Consider the following 24,678-nt stretch of genomic DNA (forward strand, 5'->3'; position numbering starts at 1 on the left):
AAAATAGATAGGAATCTCTCATTTAAGATAGAGATTTATAAAGGAGCGTCTTATTCATGTTAAAAATCTTTAAACGTAGAACTGGAACGAGTGAACGACAATTGCGTAAATACCGCAAAATTGTGGAGCAGATTAATTCACTAGAACCTAAATATATCGCTATGTCTGATGATGATCTATCTGAAATGACAGAGCAATTCAAACAACAGTTGGAAGACGGCGCAACTGTCGAGACCATTATGCCGGATGCATTCGCAGTCGTACGTGAAGCATCTAAACGGGTTCTCGGTATGCGCCATTTTGATGTGCAACTAATCGGTGGTGCTGTATTAACAGAAGGTAATATTGCTGAAATGCCGACCGGTGAAGGGAAAACACTCGTCGCTTCTCTCCCATCCTATGTACGCGCGCTTGAAGGTAAAGGCGTTCACGTCATTACAGTCAATGATTATTTGGCAAAACGAGACTTTGATCAAATCGGTCAAATTCATCGCTTCCTTGGATTGACTGTTGGATTGAATGTTCCGATGATGCAAGGACCAGCGAAGCAAGCCGCCTACGAAGCAGATATTACGTACGGTGTTGGAACAGAATTCGGCTTTGACTATTTACGGGATAACATGGTGCAACACACTTCTCAAAAGGTGCAGCGACCTTATCACTTCGCTATTATCGATGAAGTCGACAGCGTCTTGATTGACGAAGCGAAAACACCATTGATTGTAGCAGGCAAAACGCAAGCCGATGCGGATCTTCACCATATCGCAGCTCGCCTAGCCAAACGCTTTAAAGTAGATGAAGATTTTGACTTTGACGAAGCAACAAAGGCAACTTCCCTTACCGAAAAAGGTATTGAAAAAGTCGAGAAAGCATTCGGTATTGGGAACTTGTATGATTTAGATCACCAAACACTTTATCACTACGTCATCCAGGCTGTCCGTGCGTTCGTCATCTTCAAGCGTGACGTCGATTACATCGTACGAGACGGAAAAATTGAATTGGTAGATATGTTCACTGGCCGCATTATGGAAGGTAGAACTTTATCAGATGGTCTTCACCAAGCAATTGAAGCGAAAGAAGGCGTCGATATTACAGACGAAAATAAAGCACAAGCGCAAATTACCATTCAAAACTATTTCCGTATGTATCCAAAGCTTTGCGGAATGACAGGTACTGCAAAAACTCAGGAGAAGGAATTCCGTGAAGTCTATAATATGGATGTAATCCAAATCCCGACGAACCGCCCACGTGCACGAATCGATGCCCCTGATTGCGTTTTCAGAACGACAGAAGAAAAGTATAAAGCAGTAGCAAAAGAAGTAGCCTCTCGTCACGCAAAGGGACAACCTGTATTGGTCGGTACTACATCTATTCTCCAGTCCGAAGCAGTCGCCAAGTATTTACGTGATGAAGGATTGAAGTTCCATCTATTAAATGCGAAAAGTGTCGAACAGGAAGTTTCATTGATTTCCGAGTCTGGACAAGCGGGCAATATTACCGTCGCTACGAATATGGCAGGTCGCGGAACGGATATCGTCCTAGGTGAAGGCGTGGAAGAAAACGGTGGACTATTTGTATTAGGTACAGAAAAACATGAAAGTCGTCGTGTAGATAATCAGTTACGAGGCCGTTCAGGTCGTCAAGGTGACCATGGAGAAAGTCAATTCTACCTTTCTTTAGAAGATGAAATGTACATACGCTTCTCTCCTGAAGAACTCGAGAAATTCTTGACGAAGGTCCGTACGGATGAGAATGGTAAAGTACTGAACCCTGAAGTAGATGAACTGACGGAACGAACACAACGTATCGTGGAAGGCGCGCACTTCTCTATGCGTGAGTATAATCTAAAATTAGATGATGTCATTAATGATCAACGTGAAGTAATCTACTCTTTACGTAATCGCGTACTTGAAGGCGATGACATTTTCGATAAACTCAAGACGATGTTGTCAGAAACAGTGGAGTTCGTTGTGTTAGATAGTTGTCCAGAAAATGAAATTGCCGATAACTGGGATTTTGATCGTATCGAGCGGACTATGAACGCACTTTTACTGACGCCGGTGAATCTTCCCAATTCATTAGATAGAACCGCAGATATAATGAAAGAGTACGATGAAGAAATGGCAGAGTTGTTTGCATTTATTGACACTTTCACTGATAATGAACAAGTGAGCCAACTGTTGCCACAAGTCATGTTGAGCTATATTGACACGATGTGGGTTAAGCATTTGGAAGTAATGACTCGTCTAAAAGAAGGAATTGGATTGCGTTCATACGGACAAGAAGATCCTATGCGTATTTACCAGCGTGAAGGCTTGCAGTTATTCGCCAAGCACTATCAACGCCTACGCCGGGATATTGCGTCTGAGATTATCGCATTCATGAAGCAACTCAATACAGAACAGGAGGTTTCCCAATGAAACTCTTCAATTTATTCAAAAAAACCGAAAAAACCGGATTGGACAGTACAGTTGAATCCGAAGAAATTTTAGAAAATGGCCAAGCTGTTTCAGGCGATGAAGATATCGAAACAGAATTATCTCTTCATGAGCAATGGAACCTAACGCAGGAGCAGGAATATGTTTTTCGTTTCCTAGCAAATGAACTAGAGCCATTAAAACCAAATCAAATCTCCTTATCAGGTATCGATATTGATTTGGAACCTGCAAACGGTAGCTGGTTAGTTAAAGCATTCTTCCGTTCTTCACTTGATCAAGCGATCACTGTAGGCGAAATCGAGCTATTATTACTTGATGAAGAGGGCAATACAGCCGCATCTGCGGAGTTCGATTTGAATGAGTTAGGTGAAATCCCGGCGCGCAGTGCCCGTCCATGGGTATTCGTTTTCGAAAAGAAAGATCAATTAGTAGAAGAAATCCCTGCAGCGAATTGGAAGCTTGCATTCAACGTTCACTCGATGATGCCACATCAATTGGAATTGGCACCAACATGGGAAGAACAACTCCCTGCTGAGCAAAAAGAAGCGCTATCTAAAATTGTCAACGACCTTCCGAAATTGAAGCCACGCGAAGTAAATATCGCTGGATTCCAAATCCAATCACAAGATGAAGGTACGATTGCAGCATCCGTTTTCGTTCGGAACGGACACTCTAAACAAATCAATATTGAAAAGTTACCGCTTGAATTGATTGACGCAACAGGAGAATTGGTAGCACGAGGAACATTCGACCTCAATCCTCCACTTTCCGTGAAAGCAAATAGCACGACTCCTTGGACATTCATCTATCCTAAGGAATTAGTGAAGAAAGAAGAACCGGATTTCTCTCGTTGGACAATCCGCGTTCCACAAGACGCAACTAACTAATATTTACCGGATAAGATGGGGTCTCCCCTTCTCTATCCGGTATTTTTTCGCAAAAAAAATCGATCCTCCACGTAGGAAGATCGATGTCTCTTCTATTATATACCCGCAACACGCTTCGCACCTATATAGCGCTTGCCCCAATACGTATCATTCACTCTATCTACACGCACACCTTTTGATGTAGAAGCATGTGCGAACTTGCCATTTCCAACGTAAATTCCAACGTGAGAAACACCGCGTCCTGTCGTGTTAAAGAATACTAGATCACCATTACGTAGATTTGATTTCTTTACAGCACGCCCTGATGCATACATCGCTTTAGATGTTCTTGCTACTTTTAATCCATTTTGCTTGAATACATACCCAACATAACCTGAGCAATCAAACCCTGCTCTAGTCGTACCGCCATAGCGATATTTGATACCCGTTAAACTAGTTGCTGTCTTTGTGATATTCGTTGTTTTACCCGCTGCATCTGCTTGTCCCGCAAATGGCGAGACGATTAAAAGTGTGGTAAGTGCTAGGACTGAAATAACTTTTTGTAATAGATTCATAAGTTCCTCCAATAATAGTATGTATTTTTAGTAGTTTACTTGTCTGTTTAGATGTACTTATCTTAGCATTTTACAAACTCTATAATTATTACAGTAATGTAACAAGATTATTTCAGAGAACAAACAATATGTTACGCTTGAAATATACGTGTCTAAAATTGGCAAAGCCATGTACTAGGTTGATTGTATTGTACAAAAAAGACTACCCTAGAAGTCAGCTTGCACTTCCAGGATAGTCTCTAATAATACTCTATTCTACTCAATCAAGCTGTAAATCAGTGATCACAATTACATCCTCATGACGCAATAGCTTTGTAATCGGCCACTCCGTTGTAATTTCTCCAGCTTTTAATTTCTCCATCGCCGGACGCTTCTTCTCACCAAACGCCACCATGATCAACTTCTTCGACTTTACAATAGAAGAGATCCCCATCGTTAATGCGTTATTCGGAATCTTATCATCGTTTTCGAAGTATTGACTATTAACGCCCAGTGTAGAGTCTGTCAGTGTCGCAACATGTGTTACAGAATCAAATGGCGTTCCTGGTTCGTTGAATGCGATATGACCATTCTCCCCTACTCCAAGAAGTTGAATATCTAACGGATTAGAATTCAATTTATTCTCGTAATCTTTACACTCCTGATCTAAATCTTCAGCCATGCCATTCGGAATATGCGTTTCTTTGAACGGCTTTTTACTGAATAGATGCTGATTCATAAAGTATGCATAGCTATTCGGGTTGTCTGCGTCAATACCGACGTATTCATCTAAATTGAATGCGGTAATATTTGAAAAGTCTAACGACGAATTAGTCCATTCATTGTAAATCGGAATCATCGTGCTGCCTGTAGCCAATCCCAGTACATGCAATCTATTATTATGAAGTTCTTCAGAAATCAGTTTAAATACTTCTTTGGCCCCTTCATCGGGGTTTTCCACTGTTATCCATTTCACATTTTCCATTTCACACACCGGCTTCCTAGGTTTTACCTAATAATATTATAATTTCAATTCAACATACGGTCAACATTGAATACATGTGACCTCACTCCGTATTCCCTAATTCACTCACTGTTACACTTAATTTCCCTTGTGAATCTAACGAACTATTCCGACAGATCCTTCAACCTAGTTTAAATCATAAATACAACAAAGTGCGTATGACAAAAGCATGTAAAGTGGTTGAACATATTGTGAACATTACGTTTAATCTTCTATTCATAGGGATTTCCCTAATACTTTATTCCCTCGCTAGTATTATGATAAAAGTATGAATTCCATTTAGACAAGGAGGTGGCCGTATTGAGCAAGAAGATATCTTCTACAAATCAACCAAAAGAAGAAGCGAATTTAAAAGGTACCCTGATCATGGTGATGATCATCGGGATCGTCATTCTTGTTATGTGGTTCGGCGCTTACGGATTATTCTTATCTAGATAATAACTAGCATTAAAGGAGGAAACATTATGCATTTGCATAAGTATGAAAAAGTATGGATTGTGTTCGGTTTAGCATCATTGGTTTTATTCTTACTCATTATTGGCTTTGCGGCGTTCTGGAAAGGAACACATCCACAAAGTCATATCGAAACAATCGATCCACAAAACGTCGAAGCGAACGAATCATTCCAACCTGATAATCTCGGTTTGACAGAAGTTGCTGACGGTAAATACGTAGTCAATATTGTCGCTTCCGCTTTTAACTATGACCTCGGCAAAGAAGAAGACGGAACCGCTACTAAGACGATTCGTGTACCAAAAGGTTCCACAGTTCTTTTCCAAGTAACGAGTAAAGACGTTGTCCACGGATTCCAAGTGGCAGGTACAAATGTCAACATGATGGTCGAACCTGGACATATTAGTCGCTTCGAATCCGTCATGAAAAACAACGGCGAATTCACGGTAGTTTGTAACGAATATTGCGGCATCGGTCACCATTTGATGTTCGGCACAGTGGAGGTGTACTAACTCATGGAATTATTTAATTTCTCAAAAAAAGAATCCAGATTGTATATGGCCTTTATGCATGTCACATTTATCTCTCTTTTAATTGGTGGATTGATGGGACTGCTTCAGACATTAGTTCGTTCTGGTAAATACACATTACCTTTCAACATTGATTACTATACGATTCTAACGACACACGGTGTCATACTCGGTTTAGTTTTGACTACGTTCTTCATCGTCGGTTTCCAATTTTCTCTTATGGGAAAAACAGTCGGTATTTCAGACAAACAATTAATGTGGGGTTGGATTTCATTCTGGGTCATGTTGGTTGGTACGGTGTTATCTGCATGGATGATCTTAACAGGTGAAGCTTCTGTATTGTATACATTCTATACTCCGCTTCGCGCACACCCTATTTTCTACATCGGTCTGACTTTCGTCATTGTAGGGAGCTGGATTGCCGCTTTCACTAACTTCCGTCAACTATATGTATGGAAGAAAGCCCATAAAGGTGAAAAGTCCCCTTTACTAGCATTCATGGTAGTCATCAATATGATTATGTGGTTCGTTGCAACACTTGGTGTAGCATACTCAGTCATCGTATTGATCTTGCCTTGGTCACTTGGCTACGTCGCAACAGTTAACGTATTATTGACACGTACATTATTCTGGTACTTCGGTCACCCGCTCGTATACTTCTGGTTATTACCTGCCTACATGGCTTGGTATGCAATTATCCCGAAAATCATCGGCGGAAAACTATTCAGCGATCCGTTAGCTAGACTAGCGTTCATTTTATTGTTGATGTTCTCGATTCCAGTCGGATTCCATCACCAATTGACTGAGCCAGGTATTGATCCAACTTGGAAGTTCATCCAAGTAGTCTTAACGTTCATGGTAGTCATCCCTTCTCTGATGACTGCATTTTCTTTATTCGCGACATTTGAAATCACAGGCAGAAGAAAAGGTTATACATCTCTATTCGGCTGGTTCAAAAAACTTCCTTGGAAAGACGTTCGGTTCTTAGCACCTTTCGTGGGTATGGTGGCATTTATTCCAGGTGGAGCAGGCGGTATCATTAACGCTTCTCACCAAGTAAACTCGCTTGTTCACAACACGATTTGGATAACAGGGCACTTCCACTTAACAGTTGCAACAACCGTTATTTTAACGTTTTTCGGTATTGCGTATTGGTTGATCCCTCACTTGACTGGACGCCGATTGACTCCTACATTGAATAAATTAGGTATCATTCAGACGTTCATTTGGGCAATTGGTATGACCATCATGTCAACTTCCATGCACATTCAAGGGTTAATCGGCGGACCACGTCGTTCAGCATTCTCTGAGTACGCAGGTGGAGATCAAGTTTCTACATGGATCAGCTATCAGATATGGCAGGCTGTCGGCGGAACCATTTTATTCGTTGGTATTCTATTGATGTTCTACATCTTCATTCAATTGGCATTCTTCGCTCCACGTGGTTACGAAGAATATCCAATCGCTGAAGAAGAAGTAGATGCTGAGAAATCACCGAGAATATTGGAGAACTGGTATTTATGGGTTGGTATTACTATTGTATTGATTTTATTCGCGTATACGATACCGATGATCGATATCATTAAGCACTCTCCTCCTGGATCCATTCCATTTGACTGGCCTATTGGACGTTCTTAAACAGCAGAAAAGCCCTAAATAATCCGTCGTATTATCCGGATTATTCACGGGCTTTTTTCCACAATTTACACGGTGCGATAAAATAAACCTCAGCAATTTCTTATAAAATATATAATCGTCATGAACAAGTAGCAAGTCTTCAGAACTGTTTCAAGTCCACAAAAATAAATTTCAGGGTATTTTCACACGTATTAAACCTAACCAACTATTAAATTACTAAGTAAAGATAGTTCCAAAGATACGTTTAATATCCAATAGTGTATTGTATGATAGGTTTATAGGTTTAATAACAAATTAATACTCTGCAGTACAAAGTACCAAATCTAGTATACTAAAAGGAGATACGTCGAAATGAAGAAAATTGCCCTAGCCGCGATCGCCTCTTTTTTGCTTGCAACAAGCATCTCAGTTGGCAGTGTTGCCGCCGCATCGAAAACGCATGTTGTGCAAGCAGGAGATACTCTTTACAAGATTTCCAATCAGTACAAGATTACGGTAACCGAACTAAAACGTCTGAATTCTCTTACTTCTAATGATATCAAAGTTAAACAGAGACTAATAGTAGAAAATAAAGCAACCTCTTCAAAAACTGTTTCTTCTACTAATTCATTGGGTACATTATCATCTAGCAAGCCAGTGACACAGCCAAATCCCCCTATTACTAGCCAGACGCTAGGTAAAAAATTAGAAGCTATTACGCAGCCTTTGCTAGGAACTCCATATGTATGGGCTGGTGTAACCCCGGCAGGATTTGATTGTAGCGGATTCATTTTTTATGCATTCAACGAAGCTGGCGTTAAAGTTCCACGATTAGATACGATCGGTTTCTATAACCGTTCTCTATTCATAAAAGATCCGGTAGTGGGTGATTTGTTATTCTTCCAAAATACATATCGTCCCGGCATCTCACATATCGGTATTTATCTAGGAGACAATAAGTTCATTCATGCGGGGACAAAAGCTATCGAAGTCGCCTCACTCGATTCTTCTTATTGGAACGCACATTTTATGGGCTTTAAACGCTTTGTAGACGTAAGATAAATAACGGGTTGTCTTGTAAGTCATAATGACTTGTAGGACAACCCGTTTTATTTATTGTTTTACTCAACGTGCTGAATAACCACCATCAATCACAAGCTCCGCACCTGTAATATAAGACGCTTCATCCGATGCCAAGAAGAGTACCGCATTCCCCACATCTTCCGGTTGACCTAAACGTTGGAGTGGGGTCATTTTAATCAACATATCAAGTTGAGCCTTAGACTTTTCAAGATTTGCAACCATCGGTGTTTCGATAACTCCTGGGAATACTGTGTTTACACGGATTCCTACATGTCCATATTCCGCCGCCGCTGCTTTGGAAATTGCACGTACCGCGCCTTTAGATGCAGAATATGGATTCAAGCCCATACCAACCAAAGCAGTATAAGAAGAAATATTAACGATTGCACCTTTTCTCGCTTCTTTCATATATATTGAAGCATGCTTCATGCCTAGGAATGTACCGAAGCTATTAATATCTGAAAGTCTGCGCCAGTCTTCAATCGTGATTTGGTCTACAGTTTTTTCAGTTGAGATCCCGGCATTATTCACAAGAATATCAATTTTACCGAAATGATCGACAGCCTTTTTCATAGCATCTTTCCACTCTGCATCTTCAGTCACATTCAATTGGATAGGGAGAATATCGTCCTGACCGCCCCACTTCTCTTCAAGTGCTGCTGTATTAATATCAGCTGCAATTACTTTCGCGCCTTCTGCCGTGAATTGCTTTACCATCATTTCACCCATACCGGATGCTCCACCTGTAATGAATGCTACTTTGTCTTGTAATCTGCTCATCCTATATCTCTCCTTTATTGTCGTTACTATATAAGTTGAACTTAAGAAGTAGTAATCTCATGGGAACCGTTGATTTCCGTTCCAGGCGGACGCGTTCCGCGGGCACGGCCTCAATATCCTCGTCCGCTACGCTACCTGCGGGGCTTTCAGCTCGTGCTGTTCCCGCTGGAAGAGCCGTCACGAAGAACGGCTTTTGCGAGTAAAAGCGAAGCGTTAGGAGCACATCATTGCACACGCCGCCTTCCTCTCCAATCAACTTAGTGTATCCTAAAATCTTTAATTCAATTTATATACTATATACTTTAACATTAAAGTATATTGGATTCAATTATACGATTCGATACTATCTTCTTCAACAACGGAACATTTATACATTCCTTGTATAGACCTTATGCATACGGTATAATTAGTGTTGTATATATACTCTAAAAATGGAAGAAGTGAACAAACATGTTCAAAGATCCACGTTATCTACTTTATAATGCAGCGGGCTTCCGGCAGGATTTGATTGCAGGGATTACTGTTGGAATTGTAGCCATTCCACTTGGGATGGCTTTTGCAATTGCTTCCGGTGTGAAACCGGAATACGGGCTTTATACTACGATTATTGCTGGACTTTTAGTCGCGTTGCTAGGCGGTTCACGTTACCAGATCGCTGGCCCTACTGGCGCATTCATTCCCATATTACTAGCTATTGTACTGCAATACGGTTACGAAGATCTCCTGATCGCTGGATTTCTCGCTGGTATTCTTCTGGTCATTATGAGCTTTCTCGGTGTCAGTAATCTCATTCATTTCGTCCCGCGATCGGTGACAATCGGATTCACTGCCGGGATAGCAGTGATTATTTTTACTGGACAATTCCAAAACTTCTTTGGATTGACGGGAGTAGAGAAAAAAGAGTTCTTCCATGAAAGCATGGTGGAAATCGCTCGTCAATTTCATACCGTCAATACTTTTAGTATCCTGACTGCCGCAATCGGTCTCGTCGTCATCTTCCTATTACCGAAAATCGCTCCCAAAATTCCGTTGCTCCTTATTGCGCTGTTGGTTCCTACTATCTGCTCGATGTTGTTCTTCCCAGGTAAAGTAGAAACGATTGGGACAGCATACGGTGGCATTCCGCAACATCTGCCAAGTTTTCATTTTCCTGAAATCACGTTCGCTAAACTAGTGAATCTATGGCAACCTGCTTTAATCATTGCTGCACTCGGTGCAATCGAATCGTTGCTTTCCGCAGTCGTTGCAGATGGAATGAAAAGTAAGGTACCCAAGCATGATTCCAAGAAAGAATTATTCGGTCAAGGTGTCGCCAATATCATTACACCATTATTCGGTGGAATCCCAGCTACCGGTGCCATTGCGCGTACCGCCACAAATATCGGTTCTGGCGCGGTCAGTCCGATCTCCGGTGTTGTGCAAAGTTTATTTGTCTTAGCTTTCTTATTACTATTTGCACCTTATGCTTCTTATATACCGTTGGCCGCAATGGCACCCATTCTGATGTTCGTCGCGTGGAATATGAGCTCACGAAAGGCCTTCGCCCAAATCGCTTCGTTACGCTCGGGTGATTCACTTGTGTTACTGACAACTTTTCTTTTGACCATATTCGTGAATCTAACAATCGCAGTCGAAGTCGGAATCTTGCTTGCTGCCCTGTCATTCTTACGCAAGATGAGCGGCTCATTGGATATTAAAAAGAGTAAACTATCAGAGGTTGAAAAATTCAAGTTATCTACGGGAAATGAATCTGAGCTGATCAAATTCAAACTCTCTGGTCCTCTGTTCTTCGGTACAGCCAAATACTTCGAGGATCGATATCCTGAATTATTGAATCTTGAGCAGAAGACGATTATTTTGGACATGAAAAATCTAACAGCTATCGATGCCACTGGTGAAGCAGCCCTTTCCGCCATGCTCGACGAAGCAGACCGCCAAAACAAACGACTTATATTTAAGAAAGTACCTCCCGAGAAAGTAAACTTGTTCAAACGGAGTGGTTTATATGACAAAATTGGTGAAGATAACTTCTTTATGCAATGAGTCTTGGATTTGAGCTAGTAAGTGGTCAGTATTGCTTAAAGGTGAAGTGTATGAACTGTCGTGGTAGGCGAAACAATGAAACTAAGCTAAGTCCTGTCTGGTTCACCGTATAAATTATTCAGCAGCGTGTTAGTGAGGACAGCGACCTCTTCAGTTGCACTGCCAACACAAAAAAGCTTTCACTCAACTGAGTGAAAGCTTTTTTCATATCATTACAATTTCCATTTAAACCGAGCATACCCCGCAAGTAAAAGGAAGTTCACTGCAGCACTGATGACAGTACCATATGCAATGGCCTGCGCACCCATCTGATCAACAAACGCAAAAATAATACCAATATTAATTCCAAACACGCTGATCAAACTAAAGATAATAGGTGTGATCGAATTACCTTTTGCATAATAAAAACGAGTGACATACGTATTGGCCGCCAAGAAAAACATCGACAAAGCGAATACTTTAAACACCGGCACCGTCAGCATAACGGACTTCTCATCGAAATTCCCATAACCGAATACTAATCGGATGAGCGGCTCGGCTAGGAAGTAGCAGAACACCGTCGCTGGCAATAGTAACGCGACCATGTAGAGCATGCCTTTCTTGTAAAGCGCCTTGACCGTATTTGTATCCCCCTCGCCTTCTTTCTTCGCGAGCATCGGATAGATAACCGTCGTCACAGCCGTCATGAGAATCGCTTGTGGAAAGCCCGTCAGTTTCGATGCGTAGTTAATAGAAGAAATCGCACCTTCCCCTAATCCCCCCGCCGCAATACGGTGAATAATGAAGTAAAACTGCAATGATGCGCCACCGAATAAAATGGGCAGGGCGAGCCACCACATTCTCTTAATATCCGTCGGCATGCCGAATGAAGGTTTCAGAGAGGAAAGATCTGCACGTTTGATACCCCAATACAGGAAGAGCCCCATTAGGATCGCACTGACCATCGCGCCCACGCCATAGGATTCGGGACCCAGCCATTTTGTTAGCGCAAAGCCCACCGCAACAAATGCTGCGTTATACAATAAGATCGCGAGACTTGATAACTGAAAGCGGTCATTGATATTTAATAATCCACTCATCCATGTTGACATGACCAATACAATAGAAGAAGGCATCATCCAAAGGAAGAGATTTCTTACTAATGTATAGTCTTCCTCACTTAACTCTTTAAAGAATAGGTTTAAAATCGGATTCGTCAAAACGATAAGTACTAATGTAACGAGTGTAGCAGTCATCACCACTGTCGTGAACGCTTTGCGTACAAATAAGGGTCTATCCATATTCGCTGAATGGTAGATCGATATAAAGGCAGTCGTCAACGCTCCACCGAGCACTAGATAAATGAAGTTCGGAATCGTATACGCTGTCGCGATGGCATCCGCTACTGTCGAAGTACCATATTGTATGCCAATCACGACTTCCCGCCCGAAACCAAACAATCTGGCGACAATATTAATGATAGCGACAGTGCCAATGATCTTGAATAATTTACTCATTTGGAAGATCCTTTCCATTCTGTTCATAGATATCGTTCAACCTTTGGACGATTACTGTTGAAGAATGTTGCTGAATCACTTGTTGCGTGACTTCATGTTGCTCTCTTGTCACTTCATTCGCAAGTGCTTCTTCGAGTCCAGCAGCCAAGGCTTGCGCGTTACGTGGCTCGACTAACGTTCCGACATCGTCTTTTAACAAATAAGGAAGGCCTCCCACATTCGTTGCTACGACTTTGGCTCCCGAGGCAAGCGCTTCGAGCGCCACCAAGCCAAAACCTTCATGATAAGAAGGTAACACGAGAATATCGGTTGCTGACATCCATTTCGCAAGTTCAGTCTGGCTGACAGGCTCTTTAAAGCGAATGCCCGAGTTGTTGCCGACTTTTTCTAACGCTTCCGCTGTAAAACGCTGGTCCTTTTGCGAACCTACTATATATAGAAGAAGATCGTCATAGGTCTCTTGTAATTGTGTAAATGCATCGATCAATTCCATGACACCTTTTGCTTCAATAACGTTTCCTACAAAAAGCACTACACGTTCATTCAACGGCACGTCCAGTAAAAGCCGAACTTCCTCTTGAGCCATTGGCTTGAAGACACTCGTATCCACCCCCATACTCATGATTTCTACTTTGCTAGGGGCTATTCCATAATCCGTAATGACATCATTTCGCAACTTCTCTCCAACGGTAATCACCCCTGAAGATTCTTGTAAAATGCGTTTCGTAAATTTTGCGATACGTTCACTTCTTTTTGCCATTTTATCTAAATCTCCACCATGCACTGTCACAACGTACGGGATCTTCCATAATTTCTTTGCAAGCAACGATACTATTCCAGTAGGAAACGCGTAATGCGCATGTGTGATACTAATTTTCTTTTTATGCTGTAAAACGTATAGAAGGGATTGTATTCCCCATGAAAGATAGTTGGTTATCTTCCCGATCTTTCCTTTACCGGGATCATGTATGGCGATAACTTTCACATCTACGCCATCATTTTTTAATTGTTCCACTTGGTTTCTCACAAAAATTCCATAGGTTGGATGCTCCGTGGAAGGATACATATTACTAAATACTACTACTTTAGGCACGCATAACTCATCCTTTATTACTTACTGTCATAATCTACTAAGCACTTTGATATGTTGAATGATTATACCACATACTACGCGTATATAACGTCATAACGTCCATAAACTGACTATCTTATTTATTCTGATTAGGGGAAATGTCGTGAGTTATTCATATGAACATTTCATTCATATGTCAGCGTGTAATTTTCTTGTAATATAAATGTAATAATTCCCATGTTTATTCGTGCTAACATATTCCTAGATTACAAAGCGCAACAGTGATTGCGTGAAAGGGGAATTTGAGCACAGCATGAAACGTCTATTCACTCTGGTCATGGCAAGTCTACTATTCTTTTCATTCGTACCAGAATTTGCTTCCGCAAACTCACCAACATCATTAGTAAGCACCGCAAAAAAATATATGGGAACACCTTATCGTTTAGGTGGGACAACCCCAACGGCTTTTGATTGTTCAGGATTCACGCAATACGTATTCAATGAAGAAGGCCTTTCTATTCCGAGAACGACTGGTCAGCAAATCGGAATCGGCACTTCTATTGCTAAAAGCAATCTAGAAGTTGGTGACCTCGTATTCTTCAATACGTCAGGTCGCGGCGTATCACACGTCGGCATCTATGTAGGGGCTAATAACTTTATTCATGCTTCTGTTAGTAAAGGCGTCATGGTATCCTCATTGGATGATCCATACTACTGGAAGAGCCGTTATATCGGTGCACGTCGCGTAGCGAACTTCACTGATAATGTAAGTACAGAGAACAAGGTTGCAGCGTCTGCTCCAGTTAAAGAAATTGTGTATGCCACTCGCGGTGAAATTGCACAGGTACTTGCAGAAAAGTTAGATCTTGATATGACAACTGTTACTATGACATTTAACGACGTGGATGAATCAAATCCCCACTATAAAGCAATATCCGCAGTCGCTGAAGCGAATATTTTCTCTGGCGATGCAGGTAACTTCAATCCAAATAAAGAATTAACTCGTGCTCAAATGGCAAAAGTTTTAGTCGGAGCATTTGAATTAAGAGGTTCTGCTATTGCGAAATTCTCTGATGTTCCCACTGGACACTGGGCAACAGAATATATCAACATTTTATTCTATCACGAAATTACAACTGGTTACCTAGACGGTACATTTGGATTGTCAGATAAAGTATCAGTCGGTCAACTAAATAAATTCATCGAGCGTATAAATAATTGATGATCCTACCGAATGTTCAAACTAGAACATTCGGTTTTCTCTTAATTCACCTCTATCTCCCACTTCCGTACCACCTCTCCTTAAGTAGTAATGAAGAATCATAATTATACTATTTCTAATTTACGAACCATGACGAAAATATCTAGTAATTAGTTTTCATAACTGGTAAAATGAACCTATGAGTCTAGTAATACATTATATATTAAGGAGGATCTCATGAAACAATTTAAATGGGCAACAGTCGGTCTGTTGCTGCTAACTATCTTAGCTCTCTCACCTCTTCAGTCATTTGCAAGCTTCAAGTTTTCCGACGTCCCCGCCAACAGTGAATATTTCAAAGAAGTCCATTACATAGCGGAAAAAGGGATTATTAATCAAACACCTAAATTCAATCCTCAAGATAACTTACGACGTTCACATGTTGCGAAGATGCTCGTCATGGCAACTGGTACACAAAATACACAATTAAAAAACATGGAAATTAACGGACTGAAGACAACTAGTGAACAATACAAGTTTGCTAACATTGCCCTTCAAAAAGGATACTTCCCTAATACTGATGCAAACAACTTCAAACCGAACGAAGAAATTAAACGCGATGAAATGGCCTACGCGATGTCAGTGGCGTTTAACTTATCCGAAAAAGTAACGAGCCAAAAACCTCTAGGCATGGATGATGTGAAAAATCACAAATACGCTGATCGTATCAATGGTTTGTATTACGCAGGTATTACACAAGGCGACAATAAGAAATTCTTACCGAATAATTTATTAACACGTAAACAATTTGCATTATTCGTTGCACGTGCGATGGACAAGCAGTTCGCATTGACTGTTAAAACTCCAGACCAACAATCAAGCGTGAAGTATGTGCGCGTAGCCACTGGTGATGATTCAGATCCATTGAACGTGCGTAGCGCACCTTCTGAGTCTTCTGCTATTATCCATGTGTTGCCTAACGGTACAGTAGTAGAAGTAACAGGCAATCAAGGCATTTGGTTGAAAGTAAATATCAATGGTGTAGAAGGTTATATCCATGAATACTTTACGACAACTAATCTAAATGAAGCGAAACCGAATACACCAGCACCAACACCACCACCTGTCACTACACCGAAGCCGACGCCCGTTGCGAAAACAATGGGTAAAGTGACTGTCAATAATTTAAATATGCGTTCTGCAGGTAATTCTAGTGCACCTACTGTTGGTAAGCTTCAATCAGGCCAAAAAGTAGAAGTCTTGTCCGTTTCGGGATACTGGGCAAAGATTCGCACTGGTAGCACAACCGGTTATGTGCACAAGACCTATTTGAAATTGTTGAATCAAACAGGTAATCCATTGAAAGATCGTATCATCGTTGTCGATGCTGGTCACGGCGGACATGATCCAGGCGCAGGCAAAAATGGTCAATCCGAAAAAACGATCACACTGAACGTTTCAAAGAAAGTCGAAGCGAAGTTAAAGAATGCTGGTGCTAAAGTGTTAATGACGCGTTCCAATGATACGTATTACTCGCTCCAAGCACGTACGGATTTTGCCAAGAAGAATTTTGCAGAAACATTCGTTTCCATTCATGTGAACGCAGCAGGTTTTGCTGCAAAAGGAGCGGAAGTTTTCTATGATTCTTCTTCCAACGTAAATGCAACAGAAAGTCGCGATTTGGCTTCATTCATCCAGCGTAATATTGTGCAAAAGGCGAATATGTCTGATCGTGGTGTAAAGAATAAAGGTTTCTATGTAATCAAAAATAATAACGTAGCTGCTGTGCTTGTGGAGTTAGGCTTCATTACAAATTCTCAGGACTTTGCGAAGTTGACAAGTGAACAGTATTTGAATATTTATGCTGATGCGATCTACACAGGTCTATATCAATATTACAGCAAGCAATAATGTCATCCACCTCCTAGATATATTCTGGGAGGCTTTTTATATGTTCCTATTGTTGGACGACTGGCGATTCTGCGCTGATATGAGCCAAGTTATGGTTCATTACCCAACTCCTCACCCCACTTCTCAAGCAAAAAAACCGTTATAAGAAGCAAGCTCCCCATAACGGATCATTTCATTAGCCAATCAGCTGATTAACCTCTTTAGCAAAAACATTTTGTGCCTTAGAAATATCTACTTTATGACCCATCTCGTTCAACGTTTCACCAATTTGCATAACTGCTTTCTCTAACATATCCGCTGTCGTATTCCCCATATGTCCGATACGGAACGCCTTTCCAGCCAAATGAGCGAGTGAGCCGGATAGAACCGTACCTTTCTCCGCCATAGCCGAACGGAACTTTCCGTCATCAATACCTTCAGGATACAAAATACAGCTCAATGTTGGCGCCGCCACTTCTTCTGACGCAATCGCCTTCATACCATAGACTGCTAGACTCTGTCGAACAGCACGGCCGAATGCCTGATGGCGTTGAATACGTGCGTCTAGCCCTTCTTCTAATACGATACGTAGTCCTTCTTCTAGCGCATACACTAAGTTTACAGCAGGCGTTGCGAAATATTTTGAAGGATCGTGCATGATTGGAATCCAATTATAAATATCGCAATAGTAAGCTTGCACACGCTCCATAGCCGCACGAGCTTCCAAAGCTTTCTGATTAAACGCGACAAGCGCAATGCCTGGTGGAACGCCAATGGCTTTCTGTGACCCTGTCAAGACGATATCAATTGTGTTGCCTGCTCCACCGTATTCCTTACTCATGTCCTCATCCATCGCAGTAGTTGCACAAACACCGTCTACGATGACAAGAGCGCCATGCTTCTTAATAACCGGCACAACTGCTTCCAAATCAATCCTTACTCCAGTCGAAGTATCTGCATGTGTCACAGTTACCGCTTTATAAGTACCTTCAGATAATTTCTTGTCAATTTCTTCAGGGGAGACTTGCTGACCCCATTCGGATTGCAATACATCCACTTGAACACCGAATGCTTGTCCCAATTTTATGAAGCGGTCGCCGAAATATCCTTGGCTAACGACGAGAATTTTTTCCCCTTCTGCCACCGTATTCACAATTGCCATTTCCATTCCGATCGTGCCTGAACCAGCGACTACAAATACCTCGCCGTCTGTATTAAAGATTTCCCTCGTCTGATCAATAGTATGTTTATAGATTTTGACAAAGCGCGGATCCGTATGCGACCATGTCTCACTCGCCATTGCATCATAAATAGAATCCACTACTGGTGTGGGTCCAGGGATTAACAGCATCTCTTTATTTCTCATCATTTAATTCCTCCTCTGAATGAAGTACATATCTCTTATACTATACAAACTATCTAAATTTTTCAAATAAAAGAAAAGGAGGGAATTGGATGTAAATATCCAATTCCCTCTACATTTCACTCCATCTGATGAAAGATGATGTGACCCCGTTATCATATGAATACCCCTTTGTTGCAGCGAACGAGACTTTCTCCCAAAAGTCACGTTCGGTAAAGCAATGCCGCTATTAGAACTGTGCTGTTTCAGTTGAACCAGACATAGCAGTTGTTGAAGATTGACCTTCAGAAATTACTTGTGCCACTTCATCAAAGTAACCAGTACCTACTTCACGTTGGTGACGTGTAGCAGTGTAGCCTTTTGCTTCGTTGTCAAACTCAGCTTGCTGAAGCTCTGAATAAGCGCCCATTCCGCGAGTCTTGTAGCCGTGTGCCAATTCGAACATGCTGTGGTTCAATGTGTGGAAACCTGCAAGTGTAACGAACTGGAACTTGTAGCCCATTTTACCAAGTTCAACTTGATACTTTTCAATTGTTGCATCATCCAAGTTTGCTTTCCAGTTAAATGAAGGTGAGCAGTTGTATGCAAGCATTTTTTCAGGGAATTTCGCATGGATTGCATCAGCGAATTCTTGTGCTTCCTCAAGTGATGGGTGAGATGTTTCACACCATACTAGGTCAGCATATTCTGCATACGCTAGACCGCGTGCAATTGCTTGTTTGATGCCTGGCTTAGATTTGTAGAATCCTTCAGGCGTACGCTCTCCAGTCAGGAACTCCGCATCTACTGGATCGATGTCACTAGTGACCATATCCGCAGCATCAGCGTCTGTACGCGCGATGATTACTGTATCCACGCCTAGAACGTCAGCAGCTAGACGAGCAGCAGATAGGTTGCGAACTGCGTTTTGAGTTGGAAGAAGTACTTTACCACCCAAGTGTCCACATTTCTTTTCAGATGCTAATTGGTCTTCCAAGTGAACACCAGCAGCTCCAGCTTCGATCATGCCTTTCATCAGTTCAAACACGTTCAATGGACCACCGAAACCAGCTTCCATGTCCGCTACGATTGGAGCGAACCAATCAAATCCGTCTTCACGGCCTTCAGCATGGTCGATTTGGTCAGCACGTTGAAGTGCTTGGTTGATGCGTTTAACAACTGCAGGTACAGAGTTTGCTGGATATAAACTTTGGTCAGGATACATTTGTCCTGCAAGGTTTGCATCAGCAGCAACTTGCCATCCGCTTAGGTAGATTGCTTGTAGACCAGCTTTAACTTGTTGAACTGCTTGGTTACCCGTAAGTGCACCTAGTGCATTAATGAAATCTTCTTCATGAAGAGATTTCCAAAGGCGAGCAGCACCCTTTTCAGCTAGTGTATTTTGAATTAGAAGTGAACCTCTTAGTTTAACTACGTCCTCAGCAGTGTAGTTACGTTTGATTCCTTTCCAACGGCTATCTTCAGCCCAGCTTTTCTCCAGTTGTGCAATTTGTTCTTGTCTTGTTGACATTATCTTCACACCTTCCCAATTTTTCAACGGCTAACTGTTACAGTCTGTTTCATAACAGCTATCTTCGTTATGTATTACTATATAACAGTACTTCAGAATTGTCAGTCCATTTCGACAAAAAGGCTTTTTTAGCGGATGAAAGAATGATAGAATGGATGAAAGGGCATACATTGGACTATAACTATATAAAAAGGGGATTTTATGAAGATTATGGAAAATAAAGATATCCCAAAGAAAATTCTGAATCAATACGCTTCTGTTTTAGAGGACTGGGTTCCAAAAGACGCTTCTATAGCTATCGCAGTTTCCGATCACTATATCTACTACGTTCCAGGTATGCATGATATTCATTTGAGAGAAGGGCAGCATATCCAGACCGGTAGTATCGCCGAAGTGACGATCAAAAATCAGCGCAAAGTGGAAGTGATCATGGATAACTCTCTTTATGGTACATCCTACTTCGGTATTGGTTATCCTATTGATGTACAAGGAGAAGATGGCGCGTTAATCATCATCCTTCCGCCTAACTTCCACGTACTGAAAAAAGATCAGTTACAGTTCCTAACAGGAAAGAAAGAGGATGAGTGGTTCCCGATCCCTTTAGATCAAGTCAGTTATATAGAAAGTTTACATAAAAAAACATGGTTTTACACAGCGGGTGAGAATTATAATATTAGTTTTACGCTGAAAGATTTACACCTTCGTTTGCCGAGATGTTTCCTACGTATTCATCGTTCATACATTATTAATATGAATTGCATCGAGAAAATTTCACGGGATTTTTCTTCGAATCTGGTAATTAAGCTCATCGATGGTACGGAGTTGCCAGTTAGTCAGACGTATTTGAATGAAGTGCGAGCGCTTTTAGGATTTTAATATAAAAAAGACTGAAGCCCCTACCTATTCATTGAGGATGGATCTTCAGTCAACGCATATGATTCATTTCATATGCTTTTTTATTTGTTTTTTTTTATCGCGTCAGTAAATTGTTTGGTCCCTTTCATCGCTTTCTCATATAAGGAAGCGGAAAGTTTTGCGGTTTTTGTACACGTATCGTTCCAGTCTGCCGCTAACGAGTCAAAAGCTTTGGAGAAGTGGTCGTCCGCTTTATGCATTTCGCCAATTGGAATAGCCACTTCTGATAGATCTGCAAGTTTCATGAAGTCCGTCACTTTGTGGTGATAGCAGACTGCGATAACAGGTGTTTCCGTACACGTTGCTAGGATCAACGAATGCAGTCTTGTGCCAATTACTATATCTTGTTTGGCAGAAATTTGCAGTAAGTCCACTGGTAATAAATTTCGATCGATTACAGTAGTTTTTTGAGCTTCCTTCATTAAGGATTGAATATCTTTCGTAACATCAGCGTCTTGAGGGAACTTGGTAGCGAAGAATGTGATTTCGACGGGGTGTTTAGCCGCTAATTCATCTAAATTTCTCGCCATTCCTTCTATATATTGTTGATAAATATCTTCTTTGCTCTCCGGCCAGTAACCGGCATGATAATATGGTACAGCTGTAATGCCGACTTTCAGCGGACAATCAGCTGTAGCTTTGCGCTCACGTTTTAATGAAAATGCCGGATCCCCTATGACTTCTACAGATTTTTGTACACCAACTGACTTCAAAAGTTCAGCTGATTCAGGATCTCTCACTGAAATACTTTCCGCATGTTTACCCATGTACCGGATGAACCATTTGCCTAACTCACTGCTGAGGGGCCCGGCTCCACAGCCATAAATGACATACGGAACACCAGAATTCTTAGCCATCATAGCGTATGATCCGTATAATGGTGCTTCACGTTTATACAGATCCATTAAAATTCCGCCACCGCCTATAATCAGCAAGTCGAACGTTTTAACAATCTTTTTGTTTTGAAGATACGTAGCACCGAATGTTTTCACTGCGTTACCTTTTTTATAATATAAAGGCGCACTCATCACCTGATAGCGCTTCGCTGTTTGCTTCGGATTATTGCTGAATACCGTAATAACGTCACTTGGGACATTAAAGGTCGATGTAATTTGTGAAATAAGACTCAATAAAATGGCTTCATCGCCGTTATTATCATTTCCATAGTTCCCTACTATTCCTATTTTCAATTTATACCATCCTCTGCAGTTCGTTTGCTATAAGTATAGCAGAGTGACCTTTTATAGTGTATTCAAAAGACAGAGAAGCCTTCCAATCCAGGAATACGTCAAGGATCGGAAGGCTTCTATACTTACTTTTCTATACTCCTATATAGGAATGCACTGAATTGGGCACGGTTGACCGGCTTACCTGGCATGAATTCCCCGTTTTCATTTCCAGTAGTAATCCCGTGGTTTGCCAGAATATGAATCTGCTTGTACGCACCATGCTGTGGTGAGACGTCTATGAATTCCTTCGCAGACTCCCCTTCTAGACTATAGGCTTTAACTAAAATCATTGCCATTTGCGAACGAGTCAACTGTCCTGTCGGATTAAAGGACCCGTCAGAATAGCCGCCTACAATATTGGCATTGGCGATTGCACTGATTTCATTGTAATAACGATGGGTCTTTGGCACATCATTGAATTCTTTACGCGCTTCTTCAGCCGGTGGTAAATTGAAAGCTCGGCTTAAAATCAAAGCCGCGTGTTCTCTTGATAACGTGTTACCCGGATTGAAAGTTCCGTCAGTATCTCCATTGATAATACCACGGTCACGTAAGTAATAGATTTCTGTCGCGTAAGCATACGACAATGGTACATCTTTGAACAGTTCTTTACTCGGGTTATCTACAATAGGTGGCACGGGCTTAGGCGGTGCTTCGGTTGACTTCACTTCAACCGGTACAGATATCACTTTCTTGCCGAGAGTCGCCTGTACGTGTCCTTTTCCTACTTTTGTTGCTGTAAATGTTCCAGAAGAAGTGATGGTACCAATAGCATCTGTAACGCTCCACACTAATTGTTGCGGTTGATAGATGATCGGTTTACCGGAAGCATCTGCCGGAGTAGCAGTAAATGTAATTTTCTCACCTGGCTTGACGCTTGTTGCAGAAGATTTCACGTCGAGTCTTGCAGGCTGGTCAATGACCGTGACTGGGAAAGATTGTTCAGCTAATCCGTAGTTGACGCTGATGCGATCCTCTCCTGCCTGAACCGCTTTATAGGTCAGACCTGTTCCTTCAACCGTTCCTTTTGCAGACGTTGTTTTCAATTGAGAAGCATTCGGCACAATCGGATTATAATGCGCATCCAATACATGATTAAGTTTCAGATCGGCAGTTGCACCGACCAACATTTCCCCCATTTGAGAACGGGAAACACTTACGTATGCTGGTTGTCCTGTTGGTGCGGTACTTACCGCTTCGAGAATAGCTGAGATATTCCGTTGAGTCGAATTGGATGTACGATTAGCCAATACTACTTGGTTACTACCGTAGTTGCGAATTCCCATCGTAGTGGACCCGCCACCGTCAAAGTTCAATGCGCGATCATATCCTTGAGATACAAGATAATTTGCAAATTGGATCAATGTCATCCCGTTACTATATCCAGCCCTTGAATCAACCGTCACCATATGAACTTGCCTTTTATCTTTACTGATCGCAATAGCGGTTCTTGCCGTCTTTGCTGTTGCACGCCAGTTATTCGTATCCATTGTAATATGGCGTTGACCATCTTTCACAAGCATCGGGCCACTCGCCATCATGAATTCCGAGTCTTTCCATTTATCATCGATTGATAGACTCAATGATAGCGGATCTCCAACAGCGACGGATTTGAATCGTTCCAATCCTTTTTTTCCATGGATAGATACGACAAAACCATTTTTCGGTATCGTTACTGCCTGTTTATCTCCATATCCTCGGACTTTGACCACTTTACCTTGGAGTTGCTGGCCATAATGTGTCGATGTGATCGGTGCACTCGTTTCAACAACTAATTCAATACCATATTCATTGGAACCCGTTGCGCTTTTCACATGCTGTGGCGTGAAGATAATGGTTTCATCCGCTTGCCGCTCCCGGTTAAGACCGGTCATTTGAAAGGTATTACCATTGACTCCCACTTCAATTCCTAGATTGAAGTAATCAATTTCCGAAAGACCGTTACGCGTCACTCCAAATGCAATCGGATGGCTGACATAGAATGAGCTCGCACTCGAGATGACACCGCCATTCACGATTTCATTACCTTCAGATAACAGATACATCGGCATACCTGTGTTCATATCGAAAAACGAAGTATTTACTGCACCCACAACGCGATGGCCCTCTTTTGAATCCCGATTTGCCAATGTCAATGTGGGGGCAGTTTTCGAAATAGGCGCGGGAAGACCCATTTTTAATTTCGTGAACGGATCACTGAGATCCACGCCTATGTGATTGATGTGACTACTTGCTGAATATGTATAATGAGAATACGTAACACCTGAAGACACGGGGTAACTGGAAACGACTTTCGTGCTGGCTGCCGCTGAGAATGGCAATGAAATTAGCATAGCTGCCGACATAGCGGTAACGACTACTTTCCGCTTCGTGCGAGACAGCAAAGTATTTTGTACGATAACACAACTCCACCTTTCCTACTCCTATCAATCTCTAGTCTATCAAATAAGGCCTATTTTTTCATGTACCGTTTGAACGAAATAAGTAAGGAAAAGAAGAATTGTGGAGTTTGAGAGGGGTTTAGGGGTTGTTATGAGAGGATTCCAAACGACATTGAGCGGGACACTGAAACTATGAGCGAATCTCGAACAACATTGTCCAATCCCCCATCTTC

19 protein-coding genes are annotated in these 24,678 nt (G+C 41.7%); 10 read left to right on the plus strand and 9 right to left on the minus strand.

Going from position 1 to position 24,678, the window contains the following annotated elements; genetic code table 11:
* The first annotated feature begins 56 nt into the window (after positions 1–56).
* Both secA2 and CSV75_RS07880 read left to right on the plus strand, forming a co-directional pair.
* Entirely contained in the window at positions 57–2,420 is a 2,364-nt protein-coding gene (gene secA2, locus CSV75_RS07875) for an accessory Sec system translocase SecA2 (protein ID WP_099675391.1), read from the plus strand.
* Positions 2,417–3,325: an accessory Sec system S-layer assembly protein gene (locus tag CSV75_RS07880; protein WP_099675392.1), complete on the plus strand. Its 909-nt coding sequence runs from the start codon at positions 2,417–2,419 to the stop codon at positions 3,323–3,325. Before secA2 ends, CSV75_RS07880 begins: the two co-directional genes overlap by 4 nt.
* A gap of 95 nt (positions 3,326–3,420) precedes the next feature.
* Here CSV75_RS07880 and CSV75_RS07885 read toward each other — a convergent pair whose 3' ends face one another.
* Positions 3,421–3,879 carry a C40 family peptidase gene (locus CSV75_RS07885; protein ID WP_099675393.1) on the minus strand — a complete coding sequence of 153 codons (459 nt, stop codon included), beginning with the start codon at positions 3,877–3,879 and terminating at the stop codon, positions 3,421–3,423.
* A gap of 259 nt (positions 3,880–4,138) precedes the next feature.
* Positions 4,139–4,843 (minus strand): glucosamine-6-phosphate deaminase, encoded by a 705-nt coding sequence (locus CSV75_RS07890; protein WP_099675394.1) that lies wholly within the window; start codon positions 4,841–4,843, stop codon positions 4,139–4,141.
* A gap of 339 nt (positions 4,844–5,182) precedes the next feature.
* Here CSV75_RS07890 and CSV75_RS07895 point away from each other — a divergent pair, with 339 nt between their 5' ends.
* The 4 genes from CSV75_RS07895 to CSV75_RS07910 all read left to right on the plus strand — a co-directional run bounded on the left by CSV75_RS07895 (position 5,183) and on the right by CSV75_RS07910 (position 8,544).
* Positions 5,183–5,320, plus strand: a complete 138-nt coding sequence (locus CSV75_RS07895) for a cytochrome c oxidase subunit 2A (protein ID WP_233189615.1) — start codon at positions 5,183–5,185, stop codon at positions 5,318–5,320.
* A 26-nt stretch (positions 5,321–5,346) separates the two neighbouring features.
* Positions 5,347–5,847, plus strand: a complete 501-nt coding sequence (locus CSV75_RS07900) for a cytochrome c oxidase subunit II (RefSeq protein ID WP_099631148.1) — start codon at positions 5,347–5,349, stop codon at positions 5,845–5,847.
* A 3-nt stretch (positions 5,848–5,850) separates the two neighbouring features.
* Positions 5,851–7,503: a b(o/a)3-type cytochrome-c oxidase subunit 1 gene (locus CSV75_RS07905; RefSeq protein WP_099675395.1), complete on the plus strand. Its 1,653-nt coding sequence runs from the start codon at positions 5,851–5,853 to the stop codon at positions 7,501–7,503.
* Positions 7,504–7,854: 351 nt separating this feature from the next.
* Positions 7,855–8,544: a C40 family peptidase gene (locus CSV75_RS07910; RefSeq protein ID WP_099675396.1), complete on the plus strand. Its 690-nt coding sequence runs from the start codon at positions 7,855–7,857 to the stop codon at positions 8,542–8,544.
* Positions 8,545–8,607: 63 nt separating this feature from the next.
* Here the strand turns inward: CSV75_RS07910 and CSV75_RS07915 are convergent, their stop codons facing one another.
* Positions 8,608–9,345, minus strand: a complete 738-nt coding sequence (locus CSV75_RS07915; protein WP_099675397.1) for an SDR family NAD(P)-dependent oxidoreductase — start codon at positions 9,343–9,345, stop codon at positions 8,608–8,610.
* Positions 9,346–9,795: 450 nt separating this feature from the next.
* On the opposite strand from CSV75_RS07915, the gene CSV75_RS07925 reads away from it, so the two are divergent.
* Positions 9,796–11,388 (plus strand): SulP family inorganic anion transporter, encoded by a 1,593-nt coding sequence (locus CSV75_RS07925; RefSeq protein ID WP_099675399.1) that lies wholly within the window; start codon positions 9,796–9,798, stop codon positions 11,386–11,388.
* A 212-nt stretch (positions 11,389–11,600) separates the two neighbouring features.
* On the opposite strand, the gene murJ is transcribed toward CSV75_RS07925, so the two are convergent.
* Together murJ and CSV75_RS07935 are read right to left on the minus strand one after the other, a co-directional pair.
* On the minus strand, positions 11,601–12,884 hold the full coding sequence (murJ, locus tag CSV75_RS07930; protein WP_099675400.1) for a murein biosynthesis integral membrane protein MurJ: 1,284 nt from the start codon (positions 12,882–12,884) through the stop codon (positions 11,601–11,603).
* Complete coding sequence (locus tag CSV75_RS07935; protein ID WP_099675401.1) at positions 12,877–13,977, minus strand: glycosyltransferase; 1,101 nt, start codon at positions 13,975–13,977, stop codon at positions 12,877–12,879. Before CSV75_RS07935 ends, murJ begins: the two co-directional genes overlap by 8 nt.
* A gap of 292 nt (positions 13,978–14,269) precedes the next feature.
* On the opposite strand from CSV75_RS07935, the gene CSV75_RS07940 reads away from it, so the two are divergent.
* A complete protein-coding gene (locus CSV75_RS07940) occupies positions 14,270–15,178 on the plus strand; it encodes a C40 family peptidase (RefSeq protein WP_099675402.1) in 909 nt (302 codons plus the stop codon).
* A 216-nt stretch (positions 15,179–15,394) separates the two neighbouring features.
* Positions 15,395–17,068, plus strand: a complete 1,674-nt coding sequence (locus CSV75_RS07945) for an N-acetylmuramoyl-L-alanine amidase (protein WP_099675403.1) — start codon at positions 15,395–15,397, stop codon at positions 17,066–17,068.
* Between the two features lie 175 nt (positions 17,069–17,243).
* Here the strand turns inward: CSV75_RS07945 and CSV75_RS07950 are convergent, their stop codons facing one another.
* The gene (locus CSV75_RS07950; RefSeq protein WP_099675404.1) at positions 17,244–18,413 is read right to left on the minus strand and encodes a pyridoxal-phosphate-dependent aminotransferase family protein; all 1,170 of its coding nucleotides are present in this window, start codon (positions 18,411–18,413) and stop codon (positions 17,244–17,246) included.
* 226 nt (positions 18,414–18,639) lie between these two features.
* Entirely contained in the window at positions 18,640–19,920 is a 1,281-nt protein-coding gene (gene aceA, locus CSV75_RS07955; RefSeq protein ID WP_099675405.1) for an isocitrate lyase, read from the minus strand.
* Positions 19,921–20,121: 201 nt separating this feature from the next.
* Between aceA and CSV75_RS07960 the strand changes: the two genes are divergently transcribed.
* Positions 20,122–20,796: a LytTR family DNA-binding domain-containing protein gene (locus CSV75_RS07960; protein ID WP_233191622.1), complete on the plus strand. Its 675-nt coding sequence runs from the start codon at positions 20,122–20,124 to the stop codon at positions 20,794–20,796.
* 80 nt (positions 20,797–20,876) lie between these two features.
* On the opposite strand, the gene CSV75_RS07965 is transcribed toward CSV75_RS07960, so the two are convergent.
* Both CSV75_RS07965 and CSV75_RS07970 read right to left on the minus strand, forming a co-directional pair.
* On the minus strand, positions 20,877–22,025 hold the full coding sequence (locus CSV75_RS07965; RefSeq protein ID WP_099675406.1) for a polysaccharide pyruvyl transferase family protein: 1,149 nt from the start codon (positions 22,023–22,025) through the stop codon (positions 20,877–20,879).
* Positions 22,026–22,147: 122 nt separating this feature from the next.
* Positions 22,148–24,409, minus strand: coding sequence for an S-layer homology domain-containing protein (locus CSV75_RS07970; protein WP_144034771.1), 2,262 nt, complete (start codon positions 24,407–24,409; stop codon positions 22,148–22,150).
* Between the last annotated feature and the right edge of the window lie 269 nt (positions 24,410–24,678).

The sequence above is a fragment of the Sporosarcina sp. P18a genome (assembly GCF_002743135.1).
Classification (GTDB): Bacteria; Bacillota; Bacilli; order Bacillales_A; family Planococcaceae; genus Sporosarcina.